20 protein-coding genes, 1 pseudogene and 1 riboswitch are annotated in these 17,521 nt (G+C 71.7%); of the genes and pseudogenes, 15 read left to right on the forward strand and 6 right to left on the reverse strand.

From position 1 onward, the window contains the following. Positions 1-58 precede the first annotated feature (58 nt). Positions 59-346, reverse strand: a complete 288-nt coding sequence (locus tag SSQG_RS05435) for a type II toxin-antitoxin system Phd/YefM family antitoxin (protein ID WP_003988712.1) — start codon at positions 344-346, stop codon at positions 59-61. Between the two features lie 90 nt (positions 347-436). Here SSQG_RS05435 and SSQG_RS05440 point away from each other — a divergent pair, with 90 nt between their 5' ends. The 4 genes from SSQG_RS05440 (at position 437) to SSQG_RS05455 (ending at position 3,137) form a co-directional block, all read left to right on the forward strand. Next, on the forward strand, positions 437-1,072 hold the full coding sequence (locus tag SSQG_RS05440) for an ATP-dependent Clp protease proteolytic subunit (protein WP_003988713.1): 636 nt from the start codon (positions 437-439) through the stop codon (positions 1,070-1,072). A gap of 7 nt (positions 1,073-1,079) precedes the next feature. Further along, the gene (locus tag SSQG_RS05445; protein WP_003988714.1) at positions 1,080-1,388 is read left to right on the forward strand and encodes a hypothetical protein; all 309 of its coding nucleotides are present in this window, start codon (positions 1,080-1,082) and stop codon (positions 1,386-1,388) included. Positions 1,389-1,765: 377 nt separating this feature from the next. Further along, a riboswitch (cyclic di-AMP (ydaO/yuaA leader) is annotated at positions 1,766-1,937 on the forward strand. A gap of 3 nt (positions 1,938-1,940) precedes the next feature. Then, a complete protein-coding gene (locus SSQG_RS05450) occupies positions 1,941-2,414 on the forward strand; it encodes a C40 family peptidase (protein ID WP_003988715.1) in 474 nt (157 codons plus the stop codon). A gap of 81 nt (positions 2,415-2,495) precedes the next feature. Then, the gene (locus SSQG_RS05455) at positions 2,496-3,137 is read left to right on the forward strand and encodes a DUF6328 family protein (RefSeq protein ID WP_003988716.1); all 642 of its coding nucleotides are present in this window, start codon (positions 2,496-2,498) and stop codon (positions 3,135-3,137) included. Position 3,138: 1 nt separating this feature from the next. Here SSQG_RS05455 and SSQG_RS05460 read toward each other — a convergent pair whose 3' ends face one another. Continuing rightward, complete coding sequence (locus tag SSQG_RS05460; protein WP_003988717.1) at positions 3,139-3,582, reverse strand: ATP-binding protein; 444 nt, start codon at positions 3,580-3,582, stop codon at positions 3,139-3,141. A gap of 212 nt (positions 3,583-3,794) precedes the next feature. Between SSQG_RS05460 and SSQG_RS05465 the strand changes: the two genes are divergently transcribed. Further along, entirely contained in the window at positions 3,795-4,655 is an 861-nt protein-coding gene (locus SSQG_RS05465) for a helix-turn-helix domain-containing protein (RefSeq protein WP_003988718.1), read from the forward strand. Positions 4,656-4,664: 9 nt separating this feature from the next. Continuing rightward, the gene (locus SSQG_RS05470) at positions 4,665-4,895 is read left to right on the forward strand and encodes a DUF397 domain-containing protein (protein ID WP_003988719.1); all 231 of its coding nucleotides are present in this window, start codon (positions 4,665-4,667) and stop codon (positions 4,893-4,895) included. Positions 4,896-4,960: 65 nt separating this feature from the next. Here SSQG_RS05470 and SSQG_RS05475 read toward each other — a convergent pair whose 3' ends face one another. Further along, a complete protein-coding gene (locus SSQG_RS05475) occupies positions 4,961-6,088 on the reverse strand; it encodes an 8-amino-7-oxononanoate synthase (protein WP_003988720.1) in 1,128 nt (375 codons plus the stop codon). A 150-nt stretch (positions 6,089-6,238) separates the two neighbouring features. Here SSQG_RS05475 and bioB point away from each other — a divergent pair, with 150 nt between their 5' ends. The 5 genes and pseudogenes from bioB to SSQG_RS05500 all read left to right on the forward strand — a co-directional run bounded on the left by bioB (position 6,239) and on the right by SSQG_RS05500 (position 11,208). After that, the gene (gene bioB / locus SSQG_RS05480; RefSeq protein WP_003988721.1) at positions 6,239-7,414 is read left to right on the forward strand and encodes a biotin synthase BioB; all 1,176 of its coding nucleotides are present in this window, start codon (positions 6,239-6,241) and stop codon (positions 7,412-7,414) included. Continuing rightward, positions 7,407-8,687, forward strand: a complete 1,281-nt coding sequence (locus SSQG_RS05485; RefSeq protein ID WP_003988722.1) for an adenosylmethionine--8-amino-7-oxononanoate transaminase — start codon at positions 7,407-7,409, stop codon at positions 8,685-8,687. Before bioB ends, SSQG_RS05485 begins: the two co-directional genes overlap by 8 nt. Before the next feature lies 1 nt (position 8,688). Then, on the forward strand, positions 8,689-9,414 hold the full coding sequence (bioD, locus tag SSQG_RS05490) for a dethiobiotin synthase (protein ID WP_039931997.1): 726 nt from the start codon (positions 8,689-8,691) through the stop codon (positions 9,412-9,414). Positions 9,415-9,498: 84 nt separating this feature from the next. Then, positions 9,499-10,399, forward strand: a pseudogene (gene bla, locus SSQG_RS05495) (class A beta-lactamase). 134 nt (positions 10,400-10,533) lie between these two features. Beyond that, a complete protein-coding gene (locus tag SSQG_RS05500) occupies positions 10,534-11,208 on the forward strand; it encodes a class I SAM-dependent methyltransferase (RefSeq protein ID WP_003988725.1) in 675 nt (224 codons plus the stop codon). 18 nt (positions 11,209-11,226) lie between these two features. On the opposite strand, the gene SSQG_RS05505 is transcribed toward SSQG_RS05500, so the two are convergent. Beyond that, positions 11,227-11,601 (reverse strand): hypothetical protein, encoded by a 375-nt coding sequence (locus tag SSQG_RS05505; RefSeq protein ID WP_003988726.1) that lies wholly within the window; start codon positions 11,599-11,601, stop codon positions 11,227-11,229. 4 nt (positions 11,602-11,605) lie between these two features. Beyond that, positions 11,606-11,845: a hypothetical protein gene (locus SSQG_RS05510; RefSeq protein WP_003988727.1), complete on the reverse strand. Its 240-nt coding sequence runs from the start codon at positions 11,843-11,845 to the stop codon at positions 11,606-11,608. Between the two features lie 136 nt (positions 11,846-11,981). Here SSQG_RS05510 and SSQG_RS05515 point away from each other — a divergent pair, with 136 nt between their 5' ends. From SSQG_RS05515 to SSQG_RS05530, 4 genes are read left to right on the forward strand one after another with little or no spacing between them, the layout of a single operon-like run. Continuing rightward, on the forward strand, positions 11,982-12,797 hold the full coding sequence (locus SSQG_RS05515; protein WP_039931999.1) for an ABC transporter ATP-binding protein: 816 nt from the start codon (positions 11,982-11,984) through the stop codon (positions 12,795-12,797). Positions 12,798-12,801: 4 nt separating this feature from the next. Then, complete coding sequence (locus SSQG_RS05520) at positions 12,802-15,369, forward strand: ABC transporter permease (protein ID WP_003988729.1); 2,568 nt, start codon at positions 12,802-12,804, stop codon at positions 15,367-15,369. A gap of 47 nt (positions 15,370-15,416) precedes the next feature. Then, positions 15,417-16,307, forward strand: a complete 891-nt coding sequence (locus SSQG_RS05525; protein ID WP_003988730.1) for an LLM class F420-dependent oxidoreductase — start codon at positions 15,417-15,419, stop codon at positions 16,305-16,307. A 55-nt stretch (positions 16,308-16,362) separates the two neighbouring features. Further along, on the forward strand, positions 16,363-16,788 hold the full coding sequence (locus tag SSQG_RS05530) for a GNAT family N-acetyltransferase (RefSeq protein WP_003988731.1): 426 nt from the start codon (positions 16,363-16,365) through the stop codon (positions 16,786-16,788). 129 nt (positions 16,789-16,917) lie between these two features. On the opposite strand, the gene SSQG_RS05535 is transcribed toward SSQG_RS05530, so the two are convergent. After that, positions 16,918-17,496, reverse strand: a complete 579-nt coding sequence (locus SSQG_RS05535; protein ID WP_078506813.1) for a TetR/AcrR family transcriptional regulator — start codon at positions 17,494-17,496, stop codon at positions 16,918-16,920. Positions 17,497-17,521: the final 25 nt, after the last annotated feature.

Genomic DNA, 17,521 nt, shown 5'->3' on the forward strand with positions numbered 1-17,521 from the left:
CCGTGCATCCCCGCACAGCGGACGGGAATACACGGTCTTCCGTCTGCTCCGGGCCGGGCTAGGCGGGGTTCGGGCCCCGGTGCTCCGCCGCGATGCCGAATCGCTGCCGTTCGCGAGAAGCGGACGCGACCTCGTGGACCGTGGAGACGGCGCTGATCACCGCCTCCTCCGCGGGCTCCGCAAGCTCCTGGGCCTCTTCGAGTCGCCGCAGGTCATCGGCGGAGACGAGGGCGACGAGGGGCTTGCCGTGCCGGGTGACGACGACACGCTCGCCGGCGTACACCACGCGGTTGATCAGGTCGGCGAGCTCAGCCCTGGCTTGCGTCACCGGAATCTCGTAGGCCATGTCCCCATCATAACGGCACGTACGTCCTGTACATTTTTTACAGAGACAGCTGTCGCCGGAGACAGCCCTGCCCGCGAGGAGGGGTTCACCATGACCCGACCGTCCGCCCGTTACGTGCTGCCCGAGTTCACCGAACGGACGGGGTCCGGGCAACGGACGATGGATCCGTACTCGAAGCTCCTGGAGGAGCGGATCGTCTTCCTCGGGACGCCCGTGGACGAGACCTCGGCGAACGACGTGATGGCCCAGTTCATGTACCTGGAACACCATGCGCCCGACCGCGACATCTCGCTCTACATCAACTCCCCCGGCGGCACGTTCCACGCGATGACGGCCCTCTACGACACGATGCAGTACATCAACTGCGACGTGGAGACGGTCTGCCTGGGCCAGGCCGGGGCGGCCGCCTCGATGCTGCTGGCGGCGGGGACGCCCGGCAAGCGATCCGTACTGCCGGACGCGCGCCTGGTGATCCATCAGCCCGCGCTGCCCGAGCCGGTCCACGGACAGGCCAGCGATCTGGCGATCCAGGCCGACGAGCTGATGCGCATCCGGACGCGCATGGAAGAGATGCTCGCGCGGCACACGGGCCGCACCCGGGAGCAGGTGAGCGCCGACATCGAGCGCGACAAGATCCTCACCGCCCAGGAGGCGGTGGAGTACGGCCTGGTGGACCGGATCGTCCCGAACCGCAAGGCCACCCTGGCCCCGCCGACCGGAGAGTGAGCCTCCGGTGCTTCCTCCCGAACTGCCGCCGCTGCCCGCCCTGACCCGCGCCGAGGCGGAGTTGATCGACCGGTACCTCGAGGTCGTCGACCTGCTCGGCCGGATCAATCCGGCCCTGGACGGCGACACCTACCGTGGACTGCGCGCCGCCCAGGCCCTGGTCGGCAAGGCGACCGCGCTACGTGACGCACTCACCCTGATGCACCAACGAGGCGAGACGGAACTGCACTCCGCCACACTCGCCAGAGCCCTGCGGGTGCTCGACGGCGAGCGGCGCACGGCGCGCGTCACCCTGCCCCCGGAGTCCGTCAGTTGACGCGGACTCATCGGCCCGGACGCTCGCTTCGACGACAAGGCGTCCGGGCCCGAGTCGAAACGGCCCGAAAGACGTACCCCTGTTCGGAGTAGACGGGGATCGTATTTTCGGGCCCTCGCAGTTGCGCAACACGCCTGACCGAGGGGCGGAATAAGGCATTCCATCCCAGGTCCGGCGGCCTGTGCGCCTGTGGACGGCGACTCGAACGCAGGGGTGTCCACCCGAACGGATGAGTGGTGAGTAACAACACAAATCCCAGGTTCCGTTGGGATTTCCGGACATCCATGCGCCAAGATCCCTGACTGACGACAAGCCCCCGCCACAGCGGCGGGGCGGTCCGGGCGGACGCCGAGTCCTGCCGCCGCCCGGATGACCGGTCGACAGAAGTGCATCGGCAGGAGTGGAGGACCCAAGCACGACGGGTCGCCGGGACGGTCACGCCATGACCGGGCCCGAGCAGCCCTTGGGGTGAAGCCGCGTCAGCGGCCGGGCAACTTCGCCAGCCCGAATCCGACAGGTCATCCTTCACAGGCGGCTGACGAAGGGTTGCGCATGACTGCGCTCAATCGTGTCCCGTCGCTCATGGTCCGGGCCGGTACGGCCTCGGCCCTCACCATCGCCGCCGTGGGCGGCTCGATCGTGGCCCCCGGCTTCTCCTCCGAAGCAGCGGCGGCCACGCCGGCGACGAAGGCGCTCCAGATAGCGGCCTCGAAGAAGGGTTCGCCCTACAAGTACGGAGCCACCGGGCCGCACCGGTTCGACTGCTCAGGTCTGACGCTGTACTCGTTCAAGAAGGCGGGCAAGAAGCTCCCCCGCACGGCCGCCCAGCAGTACAACAGGACGCGCCACATCTCCGCCAAGAGCCGCAAGGCGGGAGACCTGGTGTTCTTCCACTCGGGCAGCAACGTGTACCACGTCGGTATCTACGCGGGTAAGAACAAGCTCTGGCACGCCCCGAAGAGCGGGGACGTCGTGCGACTGCAGAAGCTCTGGACCAAGAGCGTCTGGTACGGGCGCGTGAAGTGATCCGCCCGGCGTGCGGCGGCGTCCTGACGCGCCGCCGCACGCCGGAGCGTGACACGGGCTGAAGTGGTTACCCGTGACTCCATGGCCGAGCACCGTCCCTGCACCGCACGCGGCGAGACGCCGTTGCAGCGCGCCGACCGGAACTTCGTCGAGCTGCTCCAGGAACTCCGGGTCACCCAGACGGGCGTACAGATCCTCTTCGCCTTCCTGCTGTCGCTGGCCTTCACCTCGCGTTTCGGGTCCCTCGACTCCTTCCAGCGCGTCGTCTACGTCGTCACGCTGCTGCTGGCGGTCCTGGCCGCGGCGCTGTTCACCGCGCCGGCCGCGCTGCACCGCTCGCTCTTCCAGCAGGGCGCCAAGCCGCGCATCGTGCAGGTCTCCTCACGCCTGGCCACCACCGGGCTTATCGTTCTGGTGTTCGCTTTCAGTGGGTCCGTACTGCTGGTGGTGGATGTGACGACCCTCCGGGCCGGCGGGATCGCGGCGGGCGCGGCGACCTTCCTGGTCTGCACCGGCCTGTGGGGGCTGCTCCCCCGGCTGGTGCGGCGGGCGGGGCAGCGCGACAGGGCGGACGGCGCCTCCGAGGAACCGGACACCCCCGTCGAGCGACCGGCGCCCCAGGGCACGGTCCAGATCCCCGCACCGCTGCGCGGCACCATCAGGCCGCCGTCAGCGGTTCGAGGGGGAGCAGCTCACCGGGAGGCGTCAGCGCGGCGCCGATGACTCACGGTCCCGTGACGGGCTGAGCGGGGACGGCCCAGGGGAGTTCGATGAGGATGGTCTTGCCGCCCTCACGGGTCGGGCGGATCCTGAGCTTGCCGCCGCATTCCGCGGTCAGCCAGCGGATGATGACCAGCCCGCGCCCGTTGTCCTGCTGGACGGCGGCGGGCAACCGTCTGGGGAGCCGGGGGTGGCTGTCCGTGACGCCGATGCTCAGTCGTTCGTCCCGGTCGAGTACGACGTCCACCGTGAAGGTGGGCGACTGGCCGAAGGTGTGCTGGACGGCGTTGGTGGCGAGTTCGGAGACGATGAGCCTGACGGTGTCGGACACTTCCGTGTCCGCCGGCAGGCCCCACTCCGTGAGCGTGCCCACCACGTAGGCGCGTGCCGCGGAGACCGAGGCCGGATCGCTCGGCAGAGTGACGGATGCTTCCAGATGGTCTGCCATGGCGACGTCGTCCCTTTCCCACGGGACCGCAGTCCGACACGGAGCGGATGGTTCGAGTACGGTCCCGGACTGGTGCTTCGTCGTCAGACTGCCACCAGAACACCCGCGAGGGGCGGCGATCCACCAAGAGATGCATATATCTGTCGCTCAAAGCGGTGAACTCTGCGACGCGAGACCGTATTTGGGTGGCTCGTAAGGAGTAAGGAGAACCCATGCAGCACGGTCCCGCGGTGCGCCGCCGGAAACTGGGCGCCGAACTCCGCGCACTGCGCACCTCGGCGGGGCTCACCAGTGGACAGGCGGCCCGCCTGGTGGGCTGGCACCAGTCGAAGGTCAGCCGGATCGAGACGGGCACGAGCGGGGTGAAACCGGCCGATGTGCGGTTACTGCTCGACGCCTATGGTGTGGCGGACTCCCAACTGCGCGAGCTGCTCATGGTGTTGGCGGGGGCCGACGACAGCGGGGGCCGGCATCACTGGTGGCACGCCTACCGCGGTGTCCTGCCGCCGACCTACCGGGACTTCATCAGCCTGGAGTCCCAGGCCGGCACGATGCGCACGCTGGAGACCACGGTCGTCCCGGGGCTGCTGCAGACCCCCGAGTACGCGCGTGCCGTGACGAGGGCCGCGGTGGAGGGCCTGTCGGAGGAGCGGCTGGACACACTGGTCGAGGTGCGGCTGGCCCGGCAGGACGTGCTGCGGGCGGATCCGCCGCTGGAGCTGAGCGCCGTCCTGGACGAGGCGGTGCTGCGGCGGGAGGTGGGCGGGCCCGGGGTCATGGCGCGGCAGCTGGAACGACTGGTCGAGGCGGCGCGGTTGCCTCAAGTGCGGTTGCAGGTGTTGCCGTTCACCGCCGGGGCGCACATCGGCGTCACCGGCCCTTTCGTTATTTTCTCATTTTCGAGCACCGCCGATCTGGATGTGGTTGTTCTCGACCACTTGACGAGTAGCCTCTACCTCGAACGGAAAGAAGACCTCCGGGTCTACTCGGAGGCCTTCAACACCCTTCAGATCCACGCCCTTTCACCCGAGGACTCGTTGGATTTCATCGCCGGGACAGCCGCCGGCGCCTAAGGAGGCACCATGCGTGCACTGCCTCGTCATGTCCCCTCAAGCCTCGAACTGCACGGTGTGCGGTGGTTGCGCAGCAGCTACAGCACCGGCGCGAACAACTGCGTCGAGACCGCGCGTCCGGTCACCCCCGACCGGTCCGGGCTGCTCGCCGTGCGCGACTCCAAGGACCCCGCCGGGCCCGCGCTGCTCTTCTCCCCGGAGAGCTGGGCGGAGTTCACGGCCGCGGTCGAGCGCATCTGAACCCGCTTCTCCAACCGTTCCTGATCAGTCCGTCATCGTCCGGTACCCGGCCGTGTCACGCCGACTCATGGTCGCGTCCCGTCGATCAGCCGTACAGCGCGTTCGATCTGTTCCGCGGTCAGGTCCGCGCGGGCGGTCAGCCTGAGCCGTGAGATGCCGTCGGGCACGGAAGGAGGACGGAAGCAGCCCACGGCCAGGCCCGCCGCGCGGCACTCGGCCGCCCAGCGCACGGCGTCCTCGGCGGAGGGCGCCCGCACCGAGACCACCGCGGCGTCCGGACGTACCGCTTCCAGACCCGCGGCGGTCAGGCGTGCGTGCAGCTCGCCGGCCACCGCGCGGGCCCGCGCCGCCCGTTCCGGCTCGCGGACCAGCAGCCGCAGGGCCGCCAGGGCCGCTCCCGCCGCGGCGGGGGCGAGTCCGGTGTCGAAGATGAACGTCCGTGCCGCGTTGACCAGGTGCTCGACGACCCGGGTGGGACCGAGGACCGCTCCGCCCTGGCTGCCGAGCGACTTGGACAGTGTGACCGTCGCGACCACGTCGTCGGCGCCCGCGAGCCCCGCCGCGTACGGGGCGCCGCGGCCGCCGTCGCCGAGCACGCCCAGGCCGTGGGCGTCGTCCACCACCAGCCCGGCGCCGTGCTCCCGGCACGCCGCGGCGAGCGCGGCCAGCGGGGCGGCGTCGCCGTCCACCGAGAAGACCGTGTCGGACACGGTGATCGCCGTGCCCTCGTGCGTCTGGAGCGCCTTGCGGACGGCGTCCGGTTCGGCGTGCGCCACGACCTGGGTGGCGCCGCGGGCCAGCCGGCAGCCGTCGATCAGCGAGGCGTGGTTGCCCGCGTCGGAGACGATCAGGGAGCCGTGCGGGGCCAGCGCGGTGACCGCGGCGAGGTTGGCCGCGTAGCCGGAGGAGAAGACGAGGGCCGCCTCGAAACCGCAGAAATCGGCCAGCTCCCGTTCCAGTTCGGCATGCAGTTCGGTGCTGCCGGTCACGAGCCGGGAGCCCGTCGAGCCGCCGCCCCACACCCGCGCGGCGCGAGCCGCCCCCTCGGTGACCTCGGGATGGCGGGCCAGACCCAGGTAGTCGTTGCTCGCCAGGTCGAGGAGCGGTGAAGCGGCCGGACGGGGGCGCAGAGTCCGTACGAGTCCCGCGCGGCCGCGCGCTCGCGCCTGCTCGTCGATCCAGCCGAACGCCATGGGTGGTCCTCCGCGGAATTTGTAGGCAGTGCACAGACACTAGCGGGACCACCAGCAGGTCAGTGTGTGGCAATACCCACACCTCGAAGCGACTCTGTTGTGCGAACTCTCCTTGGCCAGGGACGGCTCCGTAGGACAGGATCGACTTTCATGGACCTGCTGAACACGCTGGTGGACAAGGGGCTTCGGCGCGAGCTGCCGACCCGCGAAGAGGCACTCGCCGTCCTCTCGACGTCCGACGACGACCTGCTCGATGTGGTGGCCGCGGCCGGGAAGGTGCGTCGGCACTGGTTCGGCCGACGGGTGAAACTCAACTATCTCGTCAACCTGAAGTCGGGGCTGTGCCCCGAGGACTGCTCCTACTGTTCCCAGCGTCTGGGCTCCGAGGCCGGGATCCTGAAGTACACCTGGCTCAAACCCGACCAGGCCTCCGACGCCGCGGCGGCCGGAGTGGCCGGAGGCGCCAAGCGGGTGTGCCTGGTGGCCAGCGGGCGCGGCCCGACCGACCGGGACGTGGACCGGGTCTCCGACACGATCAAGGCGATCAAGGAGAACAACGAGGGCGTCGAGGTGTGCGCCTGCCTCGGACTGCTCTCCGACGGGCAGGCCGAGCGGCTGCGCGAGGCGGGCGCCGACGCCTACAACCACAACCTCAACACGTCCGAGGCGACGTACGGGGACATCACGACCACCCACACCTACGCCGACCGCGTCGACACGGTCGAGAAGGCCCATGCGGCGGGCCTTTCCGCCTGTTCCGGGCTGATCGCGGGCATGGGCGAGTCGGACGAGGACCTGGTGGACGTCGTCTTCTCGCTGCGTGAGCTGGACCCGGACTCCGTGCCGGTCAACTTCCTGATCCCGTTCGAGGGCACCCCGCTCGCCAAGGAATGGAACCTCACCCCGCAGCGGTGCCTCAGGATCCTGGCGATGACGCGGTTCGTCTGCCCGGACGTCGAGGTGCGGATCGCGGGCGGGCGCGAGGTCCATCTGCGCACCCTGCAGCCGCTCGCCCTGCACCTGGCCAACTCGATCTTCCTCGGCGACTACCTCACCAGTGAGGGCCAGGCCGGCAAGGCCGACCTGGAGATGATCGCGGACGCCGGGTTCGAGGTGGAGGGCACCGACCAGGTGACGCTGCCCGACCACCGCGCCGCCGGCGGATGCCACGACGGAGGCGGTGCCTGCGGTTCCGAGGGCGGCGGCGTCTGCGGCTCCGGGGCCGCGCCGGAGGCTTCCGAGCCCCGTACGGCCGCCGACGCCCGGACCGACCTGGTCGCCGTGCGCCGCCGGGGCGCCGGGACGGACCTCGCGCCCAATGCCTGAGCTGTCGGTGCCCGCCCTGCTGGAGCTCGACCGACGGCATGTGTGGCATCCGTACGGTCCGATGCCCGGCCGGCAGGAACCGCTGGTCGTGGAGTCGGCGAGCGGAGTGCGGCTGAAGCTCGCCGACGGCTCGGGCGAACTGGTCGACGGCATGTCGTCCTGGTGGTCGGCGATCCACGGCTACAACCACCCGGTGCTGAACGAGGCCGCCCGCGGGCAGTTGGGGCGGATGAGCCATGTGATGTTCGGCGGGCTCACCCACGAGCCCGCCGTACGGCTGGCGAAACTCCTTGTCGACATGTCGCCCGAGGGTCTCGAGCACGTGTTCCTCGCCGACTCCGGGTCGGTATCGGTCGAGGTCGCGGTCAAGATGTGCCTGCAGTACTGGCGTTCGCTGGGCCGCCCCGGCAAGCGACGGCTGCTGACCTGGCGCGGCGGCTACCACGGCGACACCTGGCAGCCGATGTCGGTGTGCGATCCCGAGGGCGGGATGCACGAGCTGTGGACCGGGGTGCTCCAGCGTCAGGTGTTCGCCGACCCGCCGCCGGCCGAGTACGACGAGGCGTACGCCGAGCACCTGCGCACGACGGTCGCGCGGCACGCCGACGAGCTGGCCGCGGTGATCGTCGAGCCGGTGGTGCAGGGCGCGGGCGGGATGCGGTTCCACTCCCCCGCGTATCTGCGCGTGCTGCGCGAGGCGTGCGACGCCCACGACGTGCTGCTGGTGTTCGACGAGATCGCGACCGGCTTCGGCCGTACGGGCGCGCTGTTCGCGGCGGAGCACGCCGCCGTGACACCGGACGTGATGTGCGTCGGCAAGGCACTGACCGGCGGCTACCTGACGATGGCGGCGACGCTGTGCACCGCTCGGGTGGCCGACGGCATCTCGCGCGGCGAGGTCCCGGTGCTCGCGCACGGGCCGACCTTCATGGGCAACCCGCTGGCGGCGGCGGTGGCGTGCGCCTCCATCGAGTTGCTGCTCGGCCAGGACTGGCTCGCGGAGGTCAAGCGGATCGAGGCGGGACTGCGGGACGGGCTCGCGGCGGCCGCGGAGCTCCCGGGCGTCACGGACGTGCGGGTGCTCGGCGCCGTCGGGGTCGTGCAGCTGGACCACGCCGTGGACATGAGGGCGGCCACGCAGGCGGCCGTACGCGAGGGCGTGTGGCTGCGGCCGTTCCGCGATCTGATCTACACCATGCCGCCGTACGTGACGGGCGACGCGGACGTGGCGCGGATCGCGCGTGCGGTGTGCGCGGCGGCACGGGAGGGATGACATGCCGGTACTGGTGATCACGGGCACGGGCACGGAGGTCGGCAAGACGGTCGTGACCGCCGCCGTCGCGGCGACGGCGCGGGCGGCCGGCCGTTCGGTGGCCGTGCTGAAGGCCGCGCAGACGGGTGTACGGCCGGACGAGCCGGGGGACGCCGCCGAGGTCGCGCGGCTCGCGGGCGCCGTCACGACGGCCGAACTCGCGCGTTATCCGGAGCCGTTGGCGCCGGCCACGGCGGCCCGCCGGGCCGGTCGCGCCCCGGTGCATCCGCACGCGGTCGCGGAGGCCGCCGCCAAACTGGCCACCGAGCACGACCTGGTGCTGGTCGAGGGCGCGGGCGGACTGCTCGTACGGTTCGACGCGGGCGGCGGCACCCTGGCCGACGCGGCCGGGCTGCTGTCGGCCCCGGTGCTGGTGGTGACACCGGCGGGGCTCGGCACCCTGAACTCGACGGAGCTGACGGCGCGTGAACTGCGTTCCCGGCGACTGGACCTCGCGGGCGTGGTGATCGGGAGCTGGCCCGCCGCGCCGGACCTCGCCGCGCGCTGCAATCTCGCGGACCTGCCGGACGTGGCCGGAGCGCCGCTGCTGGGCGCCGTTCCCGCCGGGTCGGGGGGTCTCGACCCGGCCGCCTTCCGGACGGCGGCACCGCACTGGCTGGCGCCGCGTCTGGACGGAACGTGGGACGCGGCGGCGTTCCAGGTGCGGGAGGCGCCGCGGGTGTCCTGAGAGTCCCGGCAGGCGCGCGGTGGAACCGGCGCGGGTGTGGTCGCGTGTTGAACCACGTAAGTGATCACATCCGAAGGGACCACTGTGCACACCAACGGATTACGTCCGTCCCGCCGTGCGGCCCTCGTGCTGGGCACGGCCGCCGCTCTCGCGGCGGGCGGCGGCACGGCCTTCGCGTCACCCGGCACGGGCGGCGTCACCGCGCGGCTCCGGGAGATCGAGCAGGAGCACACCGCCCGGCCTGGGCGTGTACGCGCGGAACCTGCGCACGGGCCGGACGGTGACGTACCGGGCCGCCGAACGCTTCCCGATGGCCTCGGTGTTCAAGACGCTCGCCGTTGCCGCCGTCCTGCGCGACCTCGACCGCGACGGCGAGTTCCTGGCCCGGCGCATCCACTACACCCAGGACTACGTCACCGAGTCGGGCTTCTCCCCCGTCACCGAGGACCACGTCGCGACCGGCATGACCGTGGGCGAACTGTGCGACGCCACCATCCGCTTCAGCGACAACACCGCGGGCAACCTGCTCCTGAAGGAGCTGGGCGGGCCGACCGCCGTCACGCGCTTCTGCCGCTCGGTCGGTGACCGCGTCACCCGGCTCGACCGCTGGGAGCCCGAGCTCAACTCCGCGGAGCCCTGGCGCGTGACCGACACGACCTCCCCGCGCGCCATCGGCCTGACCTACGCCCGGCTGGTGCTCGGCGACGTGCTTGAGCCCCGGGACAGGGCCCGGCTCACGGACTGGCTGCTGCGCAACACGACCAGCATCGACAGGTTCCGCAAGGGCCTGCCCGCCGACTGGCTGCTCGCCGACAAGACGGGTGGCGGACAGTACGGCAGCAACAACGACGTGGGCATCACCTGGCCGCCGGACGGCCCGCCGATCGTGATGTCCGTCCTGACCACCCAGCCGGAGGAGGACGCCCCGGCCGACAACCCGCTGGTGGCCGAGACGGCCGCGCTGCTGGCGGCGGAACTCGGCTAGCGAGGCCGGGGTGAGGCCGGCGGGAGTGACCACCTTCCGGTGCTGGACCGCCTAGTCCCGCGGTAGGCGGCAGGGGTGGGCCGGGCTCCTGAGGGGGACAATCGCGATAGGCCCGTCTCGACAGGGAGGTCCCCATGCCGCTGCGCTCCGGCAAGGTGCCCCGGGATGCCGTGCACCATCCGCTGTTCGCCCGTTGCTACGCCCGCGTCAGCGTGGCCGCCGAGACCCGGATGGGTATGGGCCGGGTGCGCGGGAGACTGCTCGCCGGGCTGTCCGGGCGGGTGATCGAGATCGGCGCGGGCAACGGGCTGAACTTCGGGCACTACCCGGGCACCGTCTCGGAGGTCGTGGCCGTCGAACCGGAGCGGCGGCTGCGGCACCTCGCCGTGGAGGCCGCCCTGCGCGCGGAGGTCCCGGTGGACGTGGTGCCGGGCGCGGCCGAGGCGCTGCCGGTCAAGAGCGAGGCCTTCGACGCGGCCGTGGTGTCCCTGGTGCTGTGCAGTGTGCGGGACGTGCCCCGGGCGCTCGGGGAGCTGCGGCGGGTGCTGCGGCCGGGCGGCGAGCTGCGGTTCTTCGAGCACGGGCGGGGCGGCGGCCGGGTGATGGCCTTCAGCCAGCGTGCCCTGGACAGGACGGTCTGGCCGGTGCTGGCCGGGGGCTGCCACCTGTCGCGGGAGCCGGTACGGGCGCTGCGGGACGCCGGCTTCGAACTCGGCCCCTACCGGCGGGTGCTGATGCCGGAGCAGGGGCCGGTCCTGCCCAGCTCGTACTGCGTGCTGGGCACGGCGTGGCGCCCGCTCGACACGTAGCCGGGCGGTGTCGGGCGGTCACAGGCTCCACTGACGCAGCTCCTGCTCGATGTCCCGCACCGACGCCTCGCCGCTCTTGACCAGCCGGGCGAGGTCACGGACCTGCTCGGGCGAGGTGACGACCTTGGCGCCGCCGGCGACGAGGTACGCGTAGGCCACGGCGGAGGCGAACAGGGCGTTGGAGCGTTCCAGCGCGGGGACGTGGATCAGGAGCTGGAGCAGCGCGGCGGCTCGGGCGTGGGGGCTGTCGTAGACGGGGACGTCGAATATCTCGGCCTGGTGGCGTGCGACGGCGGCGACGAGGGCTCCCCAGTCGGTGACCTGGGGGTCTCCCGGGGTCTTCTGCTCGGCGAGCATCAGCAGCCAGGCGAGGTCGATCTCGAGGTTGTCCAAGGGTTCAGTGGCGACCTTCGCGCGTGCCCTCGCGGTCCGGGCCGAATTCCTCGGCGAAGACCGACTCGTACTGCTTCATGAAGTCGGCGGCGGCCTCCACGAAGGTGTGACCCACCTCGCCGGTGTCCTGCCTGACCAGCTCCTCGATGTAGCGGTTGACGCTCATGCCGCGGGCCAGGGCGCGTTCGCGGGCGGCTCGGGCGGTGCCCTCGTCGACTCGCACGTTCAGCTGGGTCTTCGCCATACCTCGAAGCTAGCGCGTAGGTGCTAGCACCGGCAAGGCCGGGGCTCCGACGCGCGGAGGATACCGGGTGTGGGCCGGGTCACATTACGCTCGAGCGGGGCGGGGAAGTCCTGACGTCCACCCCGAGGAGGCGGCCTTGTCCACACCTGCTGCGGAGCATGCCCCCGGCCTCGCGCCGGCCGACGGGATCGCGGCCCGTGCCCGCGGTCTGACCAAGGCGTACGGCTCGGGCGAGACGGCCGTGCTGGCCCTCGACTCGGTGGACGTGGACGTCGTGCGCGGCCGGTTCACCGCGGTGATGGGACCCTCGGGCTCCGGTAAGTCCACGCTCATGCACTGCCTGGCGGGGCTCGACACCGTCTCGGCCGGTCACGTCTGGCTCGGCGACACGGAGATCACGGGGCTGAAGGAGCGAGAGCTGACGCGGCTGCGCCGCGACCGGATCGGTTTCATGTTCCAGTCGTTCAACCTCATCCCCACCCTGAACGCGCTGGAGAACATCACCCTGCCCATGGACATCGCGGGGCACCGGCCCGACGCGACGTGGCTGGACCAGGTCATCGACACGCTGGGGCTGCGGGACCGGCTCCGGCACCGGCCGTCGCAGCTCTCCGGAGGCCAGCAGCAGCGCGTGGCGTGTGCGCGAGCGCTGGCCTCGCGGCCCGAGCTGATCTTCGCGGACGAGCCGACCGGCAACCTCGACTCGCGCGCGGGCCTGGAGGTGCTGGGCTTCCTGCGCGAGGCGGTGGACCGGCTCGGTCAGACGGTCGTCATGGTCACCCACGACCCGGGCGCCGCCGCCCACTCGGACCTGGTGCTCTTCCTGGGTGACGGCCGGATCGTCGACGAGATGCCCCGGCCGACGGCGGAGGCGGTGCTGGAACGCATGAAGCGCTTTGATGCCATCCGCGTCCGGCACGAGGACGCCCCGGCGCGGGGCGAGGAGAACTGACGCCGTGCTCAAGGCGACCCTGAGGAGCTTTCTGGCGCACAAGGGGCGGCTGCTGCTCTCCGCGCTCGCCGTCCTGCTGTCCGTCGCGTTCGTCACGGGGAGCCTCATCTTCTCCGACACCGTCGGCCGAACCTTCGACCGGCTCTTCGCCTCCACCGCGGCCGATGTCACGGTCAGCCCGAAGGAAGGCCTCGACGAGGCGGTGCCCTCCGGCCGGACGGCGACCCTGCCGGCCGCGCTCGCCGACCGGGTACGGCGGGTCGACGGGGTCGCGGCGGCCCGCGCCGAGGTGAAGGTGAACGGCATCACGGTCGTCGACAAGGACAACGAACCGGTCGGGCCGACCACCGGGGCCCCGACGCTCGGCAACTCCTGGGAGCCGGACGGTCGCAGCCCCGTGGAACTGACCTCCGGCCACGCACCGCGCGGTCCCGCCCAGGCGCTGCTCGACTCGGAGACCGCCGACCGCAGGAACGTGCGCATCGGCGACACCCTCACCGTGATCGCACCGCCCGGTTCGTTCCGGGTCCGGGTCGTCGGCATCGTCACGTTCACCACGACCAACCCCGGCTCCGCCCGGGTCTACTTCGACGTCCCCACCGCGCGGACGAAGCTGCTGGGCGACCCGCGGGCGGCGACCGGCATCGAGGCCGACGCCGCCGACGGGGTCGGCGACGGGCAGCTCAAGCGGCGTGTGGCCGCCGCGCTCGGCGCGCACACCTACGACTTCCGGACGGCCGACGAGCAGGCCGAGTCGGACGTCGACAAGCTCGGCGGGTTCCTCGACGTCATCAAGTACGTGATGGTCGGCTTCGCCGGGGTCGCGGTGCTGGTGGGCGTGTTCCTGATCGTCAACACCTTCTCCATGCTCATCGCCCAGCGCACCCGCGAGCTGGGCCTGCTGCGTGCGCTGGGCGCCGACCGGCGCCAGGTCCGCGACTCGGTGCTCGCCGAGGCGCTGCTGCTCGGTCTGGCCGGCTCCACGCTGGGGCTCGCCGCGGGCATCGGGCTCGCGGCCGGGCTCATCGAGCTGATGGGCCTGCTCGGCATGAACATCGACGCCGACGAGATGGTGATCGGCTGGGCGACGCCCGTGGCGGCGTACGTCGTGGGTCTCGGCGTCACCTTCGTGGCCGCGTATCTGCCGGCGCGGCGGGCCGCGGGCGTCTCTCCGATGGCCGCGCTGTCGGACGCCGAGGTCGCCGGGGTCGGCAGGCCGCTGCGGATGCGCGCGGTGGCGGGCGCGGTGGTCGGGGCGGTGGGTGCGGCGGCGCTCGTGGGCTGCGCGGTGTCGGAGCGGACGTCGTCTGCGGCGTCCCTGCTGGGGCTCGGTGTCGTGCTCACCCTGATCGCGACCGTGATCGCCGGGCCGCTGCTGGTGCGCCCCGTGATCCGGGTCCTCGGCTCGGCCTTCCCCGCGCTGTTCGGGCCGATCGGACGGATGAGCCAGCGCAACGCCCTGCGCAACCCCCGCCGGACGGGGGCCACCGCGGCCGCCCTGATGGTGGGCATCGCCCTGGTCGGCGGGATGTCGGTGGCGAGCGCCTCGATGAACCGGTCGTTCGACCAGCAGATCGACAGAACGCTGGGCGCCGACTTCGTGATCCAGAACGGCACCTTCATGCCCTTCCCGCGGGAGATCACCGAGGCGGTGCGGGACACCGACGGCGTGGGTCTGGTGGTGCGCGGACGGTTCACGCCGGTCGCGGTGCGGCTCCCGGACGGCGACCGGGTGGAGACGACCGCCGCGGGCTACGACCCACGGCTCGACGAGGTCGCCGACATCACCTACGCGCGAGGGGACTCGGCCGCCGCGCTCGCGGACGGGCACCTCGCCATGGACCGGGACTTCGCACGCGACCACGGCGTCCGGGTGGGCAGCTCGGTCCCGGTGGAGTTCCAGGGCGGACGCCGGGCCGCGCTGACGGTCGGCGCCCTGACCGACCAGGACACCGCCGAGGGCTTCGGCACGCAGGGCGGACTCTACTTCGGGCTCGCCACCCTCGAACGGTACGCGCCGGGCGGACAGGACGCGGCGCTGTACGTCAACGCCGCCCCCGGCACGAGCGACGACGACCTGCGCGCCGGTCTGGAGGAGACCCTGGACCCGTACCCCCAGGTGCAGGTGCGGGACCTGGCCGACTACAAGCGGCTGGTCCACGACCAGATCGCCGTCCTGCTGTACCTCGTGTACGCGTTGCTGGGGCTGGCGATCGTCATCGCGGTGCTCGGCGTGGTCAACACCCTCGCGCTGTCGGTCGTCGAACGCACCCGGGAGATCGGGCTGCTGCGGGCGATCGGGCTGGCGCGGCGTCAGCTGCGGCGGATGATCCGTCTGGAGTCGGTGGTGATCGCGGTGTTCGGCGCGGTTCTGGGGCTCGCGCTGGGACTGGTGTGGGGCGTGTGCATGCAGCAGGTGCTGGCGCTCCAGGGCATGACGGCCCTCGCGATCCCGTGGGGCACGATCGTCTCGGTGGTGATCGGCTCGGCGGTGGTGGGGGTCGTGGCGGCGCTGCTGCCGGCCTTGCGGGCATCCCGCATGAACGTACTGGCGGCGATCGCGCACGAATGATGGAATCGCGACGGGTACTCAAGTCCGCTGATGTGTGAGGAGAGTTCATGTCGCGTCCGTTCCGTTTCGCCGTCAACCTGCTCGAACCCGCCTCCGCCGAGGAGTGGCGTGCCAAGTGCCGCCGGGCCGAGGAACTCGGCTACGACGTGATCCTCGTCCCCGACCACCTGGGCATGCCCGCGCCGTTCCCGGCGCTCGTGGCGGCGGCCGAGGCCACCGAACGTCCGCGGGTCGGCACCTTCACGCTCAACGCGGCCTTCTGGAACCCGGCCCTGCTGGCCCGCGAGGTGGCCACGACGGACGCGCTGACGGGCGGCCGCCTGGAGCTCGGCCTCGGCACCGGCTACGTCCGGGAGGAACACGAGACGGCCGGGCTGCCCTTCGGCTCGCCCGGCGAGCGGGTGGACCACCTGCGGCGCACGGTGAAAGAACTGGAGCGACTGCTGGGCTCGAAGGAGCACCAGCCGCAGCCCACGCAGCGGCCCCGGGTGCCGCTGCTGATCGGCGGGAACGGCGACCGCATACTGCGGTTGAGCGCCGAGCACGCGGACATCGCGTCGTTCACCGGGGCACGTACCGCGCCGGGCAGCACGACCGGGCAGCTGACACCGATCTCGGCGGACGAGCTGGACGAACGCGTGGGGCGGACTCTGGAGTTCGCGGAGCACCGTGCTGAGCCGCCCGAGCTGAACCTGCTCATCCAGATGGTGATCGGCACCGAGGACCGCGAGGCCGCCGTCCGGCCGTTCCTCGAACTGGTCCCGGACATGACGGTGGATCAGGTACTGGAGCTCCCCATCACCCTGCTCGGCACCGTGGACGAGATCACGGAGCAGGTGCTCGCCCGGCGCGAGCGGTACGGCTTCACGTACTTCACGGTCCTGGAGCCCTACATGGAGGCGTTCGCGCCGGTCATGGAGCGGGTGCGCGGACTCTGACGTCCGCATCCTGGAATGATGCACCGCTACTCACGGCGCGTGGTGTGATCATCGCATGACCGAGTTGCGCATCCGGGCAGCGACGCCCGAGGACCTCGACACCGTGCTGGCCTTCTGGAAGGTGGCCGCCGAGGGCACGAGCATCAGCGACGATCGCGCCGGCGTGGAGCGGCTGATCGCGCGCGACCCCGAGGCCCTGATCCTGGCGGAGTGGGACGGCGAGCCGGCCGGCACGGTGATCGCGGGGTTCGACGGGTGGCGCTGCCATCTGTACCGGCTGGCCGTTCATCCGGACCTCCGCCGCCGGGGCATCGGCTCCGCGCTGCTCGCCGCGGCCGAGGAGCGGTTCGTACGGCTCGGCGGGCGGCGCGCGGACGCGATGGTGCTGACGCGCAACGAGACCGCGCACCACGCGTGGGGTGCCGCGGGTTACGGGCCCGAGGAGCAGTGGCGACGCTGGGTGAAGCCCCTCACCGACTAGTGCCGCGGCAGGCACCGTTTGCCCGTCGAGGAGCGGCGTCCGGTGCGTGCTCTGGGGGTACCCCCTGCTCGAAGAGCTCGGGGGAGCGTGCCGGGCGTCGCGACGGGGCGAACGTCGCCTGTCGGGGCACTAGCCGGGGGAAACCCTCTCACCGGCCGGGGTGAGGACGCCTGCCACGAGCCGGTGGGCGTAAGAGGTGTCGAGGCCGTCCGGGCGGAAGAGAATGCGGTACATCATGGGGGCGACGACCTGGTCGATGACTGTCTCCACGCCGGGTGCCGGCTCCCCTCGCCCGGCCGCCCGGGCGAGGACGACACCGATCTGCTCGGCGGCGTAGGCCGAGCACCGGCCGGCGTTGCCGCCGTCCGGGTCGCCGAGCAGGGCGTCGCGGATGTAGGCGCGGCCGGCGGGCGAGGACATCTCGTCGAGGAACTGCTCGGCCCATGCCGTCAGGTCGCAAGACAGGGTGCCGTGGTCCTGTGGCGCGGTGTCCGGCCGCAGCCGCTCCACCGCCACGTCCGACAGCAGCTCCTGGAGGTCTCCCCAGCGGCGGTAGACCGTCGACGGTGTCACGCCCGCGCGCTGGGCGATCATCGGCACGGTGAGCGCGTCCCGGCCGACTTCCGACGCGAGTTCGCGCACGGCGGCGTGGACCGACGCCTGGACCCGGGCGCTGCGCCCGCCGGGGCGCACCATCTGCCTGCTCATGACACCCAGCTTAAAGCGAAATCGT

Source organism: Streptomyces viridochromogenes DSM 40736, from assembly GCF_000158955.1.
Lineage (GTDB): Bacteria > Actinomycetota > Actinomycetes > Streptomycetales > Streptomycetaceae > Streptomyces > Streptomyces venetus.

What these genes read in the sequence shown, in the direction of transcription:
- SSQG_RS05435 (WP_003988712.1), bottom strand. Translation starts at nt 346, where the DNA reads ATGGCCTACGAGATTCCGGTGACGCAAGCCAGGGCTGAGCTCGCCGAC.
- SSQG_RS05440 (WP_003988713.1), top strand. Translation starts at nt 437, where the DNA reads ATGACCCGACCGTCCGCCCGTTACGTGCTGCCCGAGTTCACCGAACGG.
- SSQG_RS05450 (WP_003988715.1), top strand. Translation starts at nt 1,941, where the DNA reads ATGACTGCGCTCAATCGTGTCCCGTCGCTCATGGTCCGGGCCGGTACG.
- SSQG_RS05455 (WP_003988716.1), top strand. Translation starts at nt 2,496, where the DNA reads ATGGCCGAGCACCGTCCCTGCACCGCACGCGGCGAGACGCCGTTGCAG.
- SSQG_RS05460 (WP_003988717.1), bottom strand. Translation starts at nt 3,582, where the DNA reads ATGGCAGACCATCTGGAAGCATCCGTCACTCTGCCGAGCGATCCGGCC.
- SSQG_RS05465 (WP_003988718.1), top strand. Translation starts at nt 3,795, where the DNA reads ATGCAGCACGGTCCCGCGGTGCGCCGCCGGAAACTGGGCGCCGAACTC.
- SSQG_RS05470 (WP_003988719.1), top strand. Translation starts at nt 4,665, where the DNA reads ATGCGTGCACTGCCTCGTCATGTCCCCTCAAGCCTCGAACTGCACGGT.
- SSQG_RS05475 (WP_003988720.1), bottom strand. Translation starts at nt 6,088, where the DNA reads ATGGCGTTCGGCTGGATCGACGAGCAGGCGCGAGCGCGCGGCCGCGCG.
- bioB (WP_003988721.1), top strand. Translation starts at nt 6,239, where the DNA reads ATGGACCTGCTGAACACGCTGGTGGACAAGGGGCTTCGGCGCGAGCTG.
- SSQG_RS05485 (WP_003988722.1), top strand. Translation starts at nt 7,407, where the DNA reads ATGCCTGAGCTGTCGGTGCCCGCCCTGCTGGAGCTCGACCGACGGCAT.
- bioD (WP_039931997.1), top strand. Translation starts at nt 8,689, where the DNA reads ATGCCGGTACTGGTGATCACGGGCACGGGCACGGAGGTCGGCAAGACG.
- SSQG_RS05500 (WP_003988725.1), top strand. Translation starts at nt 10,534, where the DNA reads ATGCCGCTGCGCTCCGGCAAGGTGCCCCGGGATGCCGTGCACCATCCG.
- SSQG_RS05510 (WP_003988727.1), bottom strand. Translation starts at nt 11,845, where the DNA reads ATGGCGAAGACCCAGCTGAACGTGCGAGTCGACGAGGGCACCGCCCGA.
- SSQG_RS05525 (WP_003988730.1), top strand. Translation starts at nt 15,417, where the DNA reads ATGTCGCGTCCGTTCCGTTTCGCCGTCAACCTGCTCGAACCCGCCTCC.
- SSQG_RS05530 (WP_003988731.1), top strand. Translation starts at nt 16,363, where the DNA reads ATGACCGAGTTGCGCATCCGGGCAGCGACGCCCGAGGACCTCGACACC.
- SSQG_RS05535 (WP_078506813.1), bottom strand. Translation starts at nt 17,496, where the DNA reads ATGAGCAGGCAGATGGTGCGCCCCGGCGGGCGCAGCGCCCGGGTCCAG.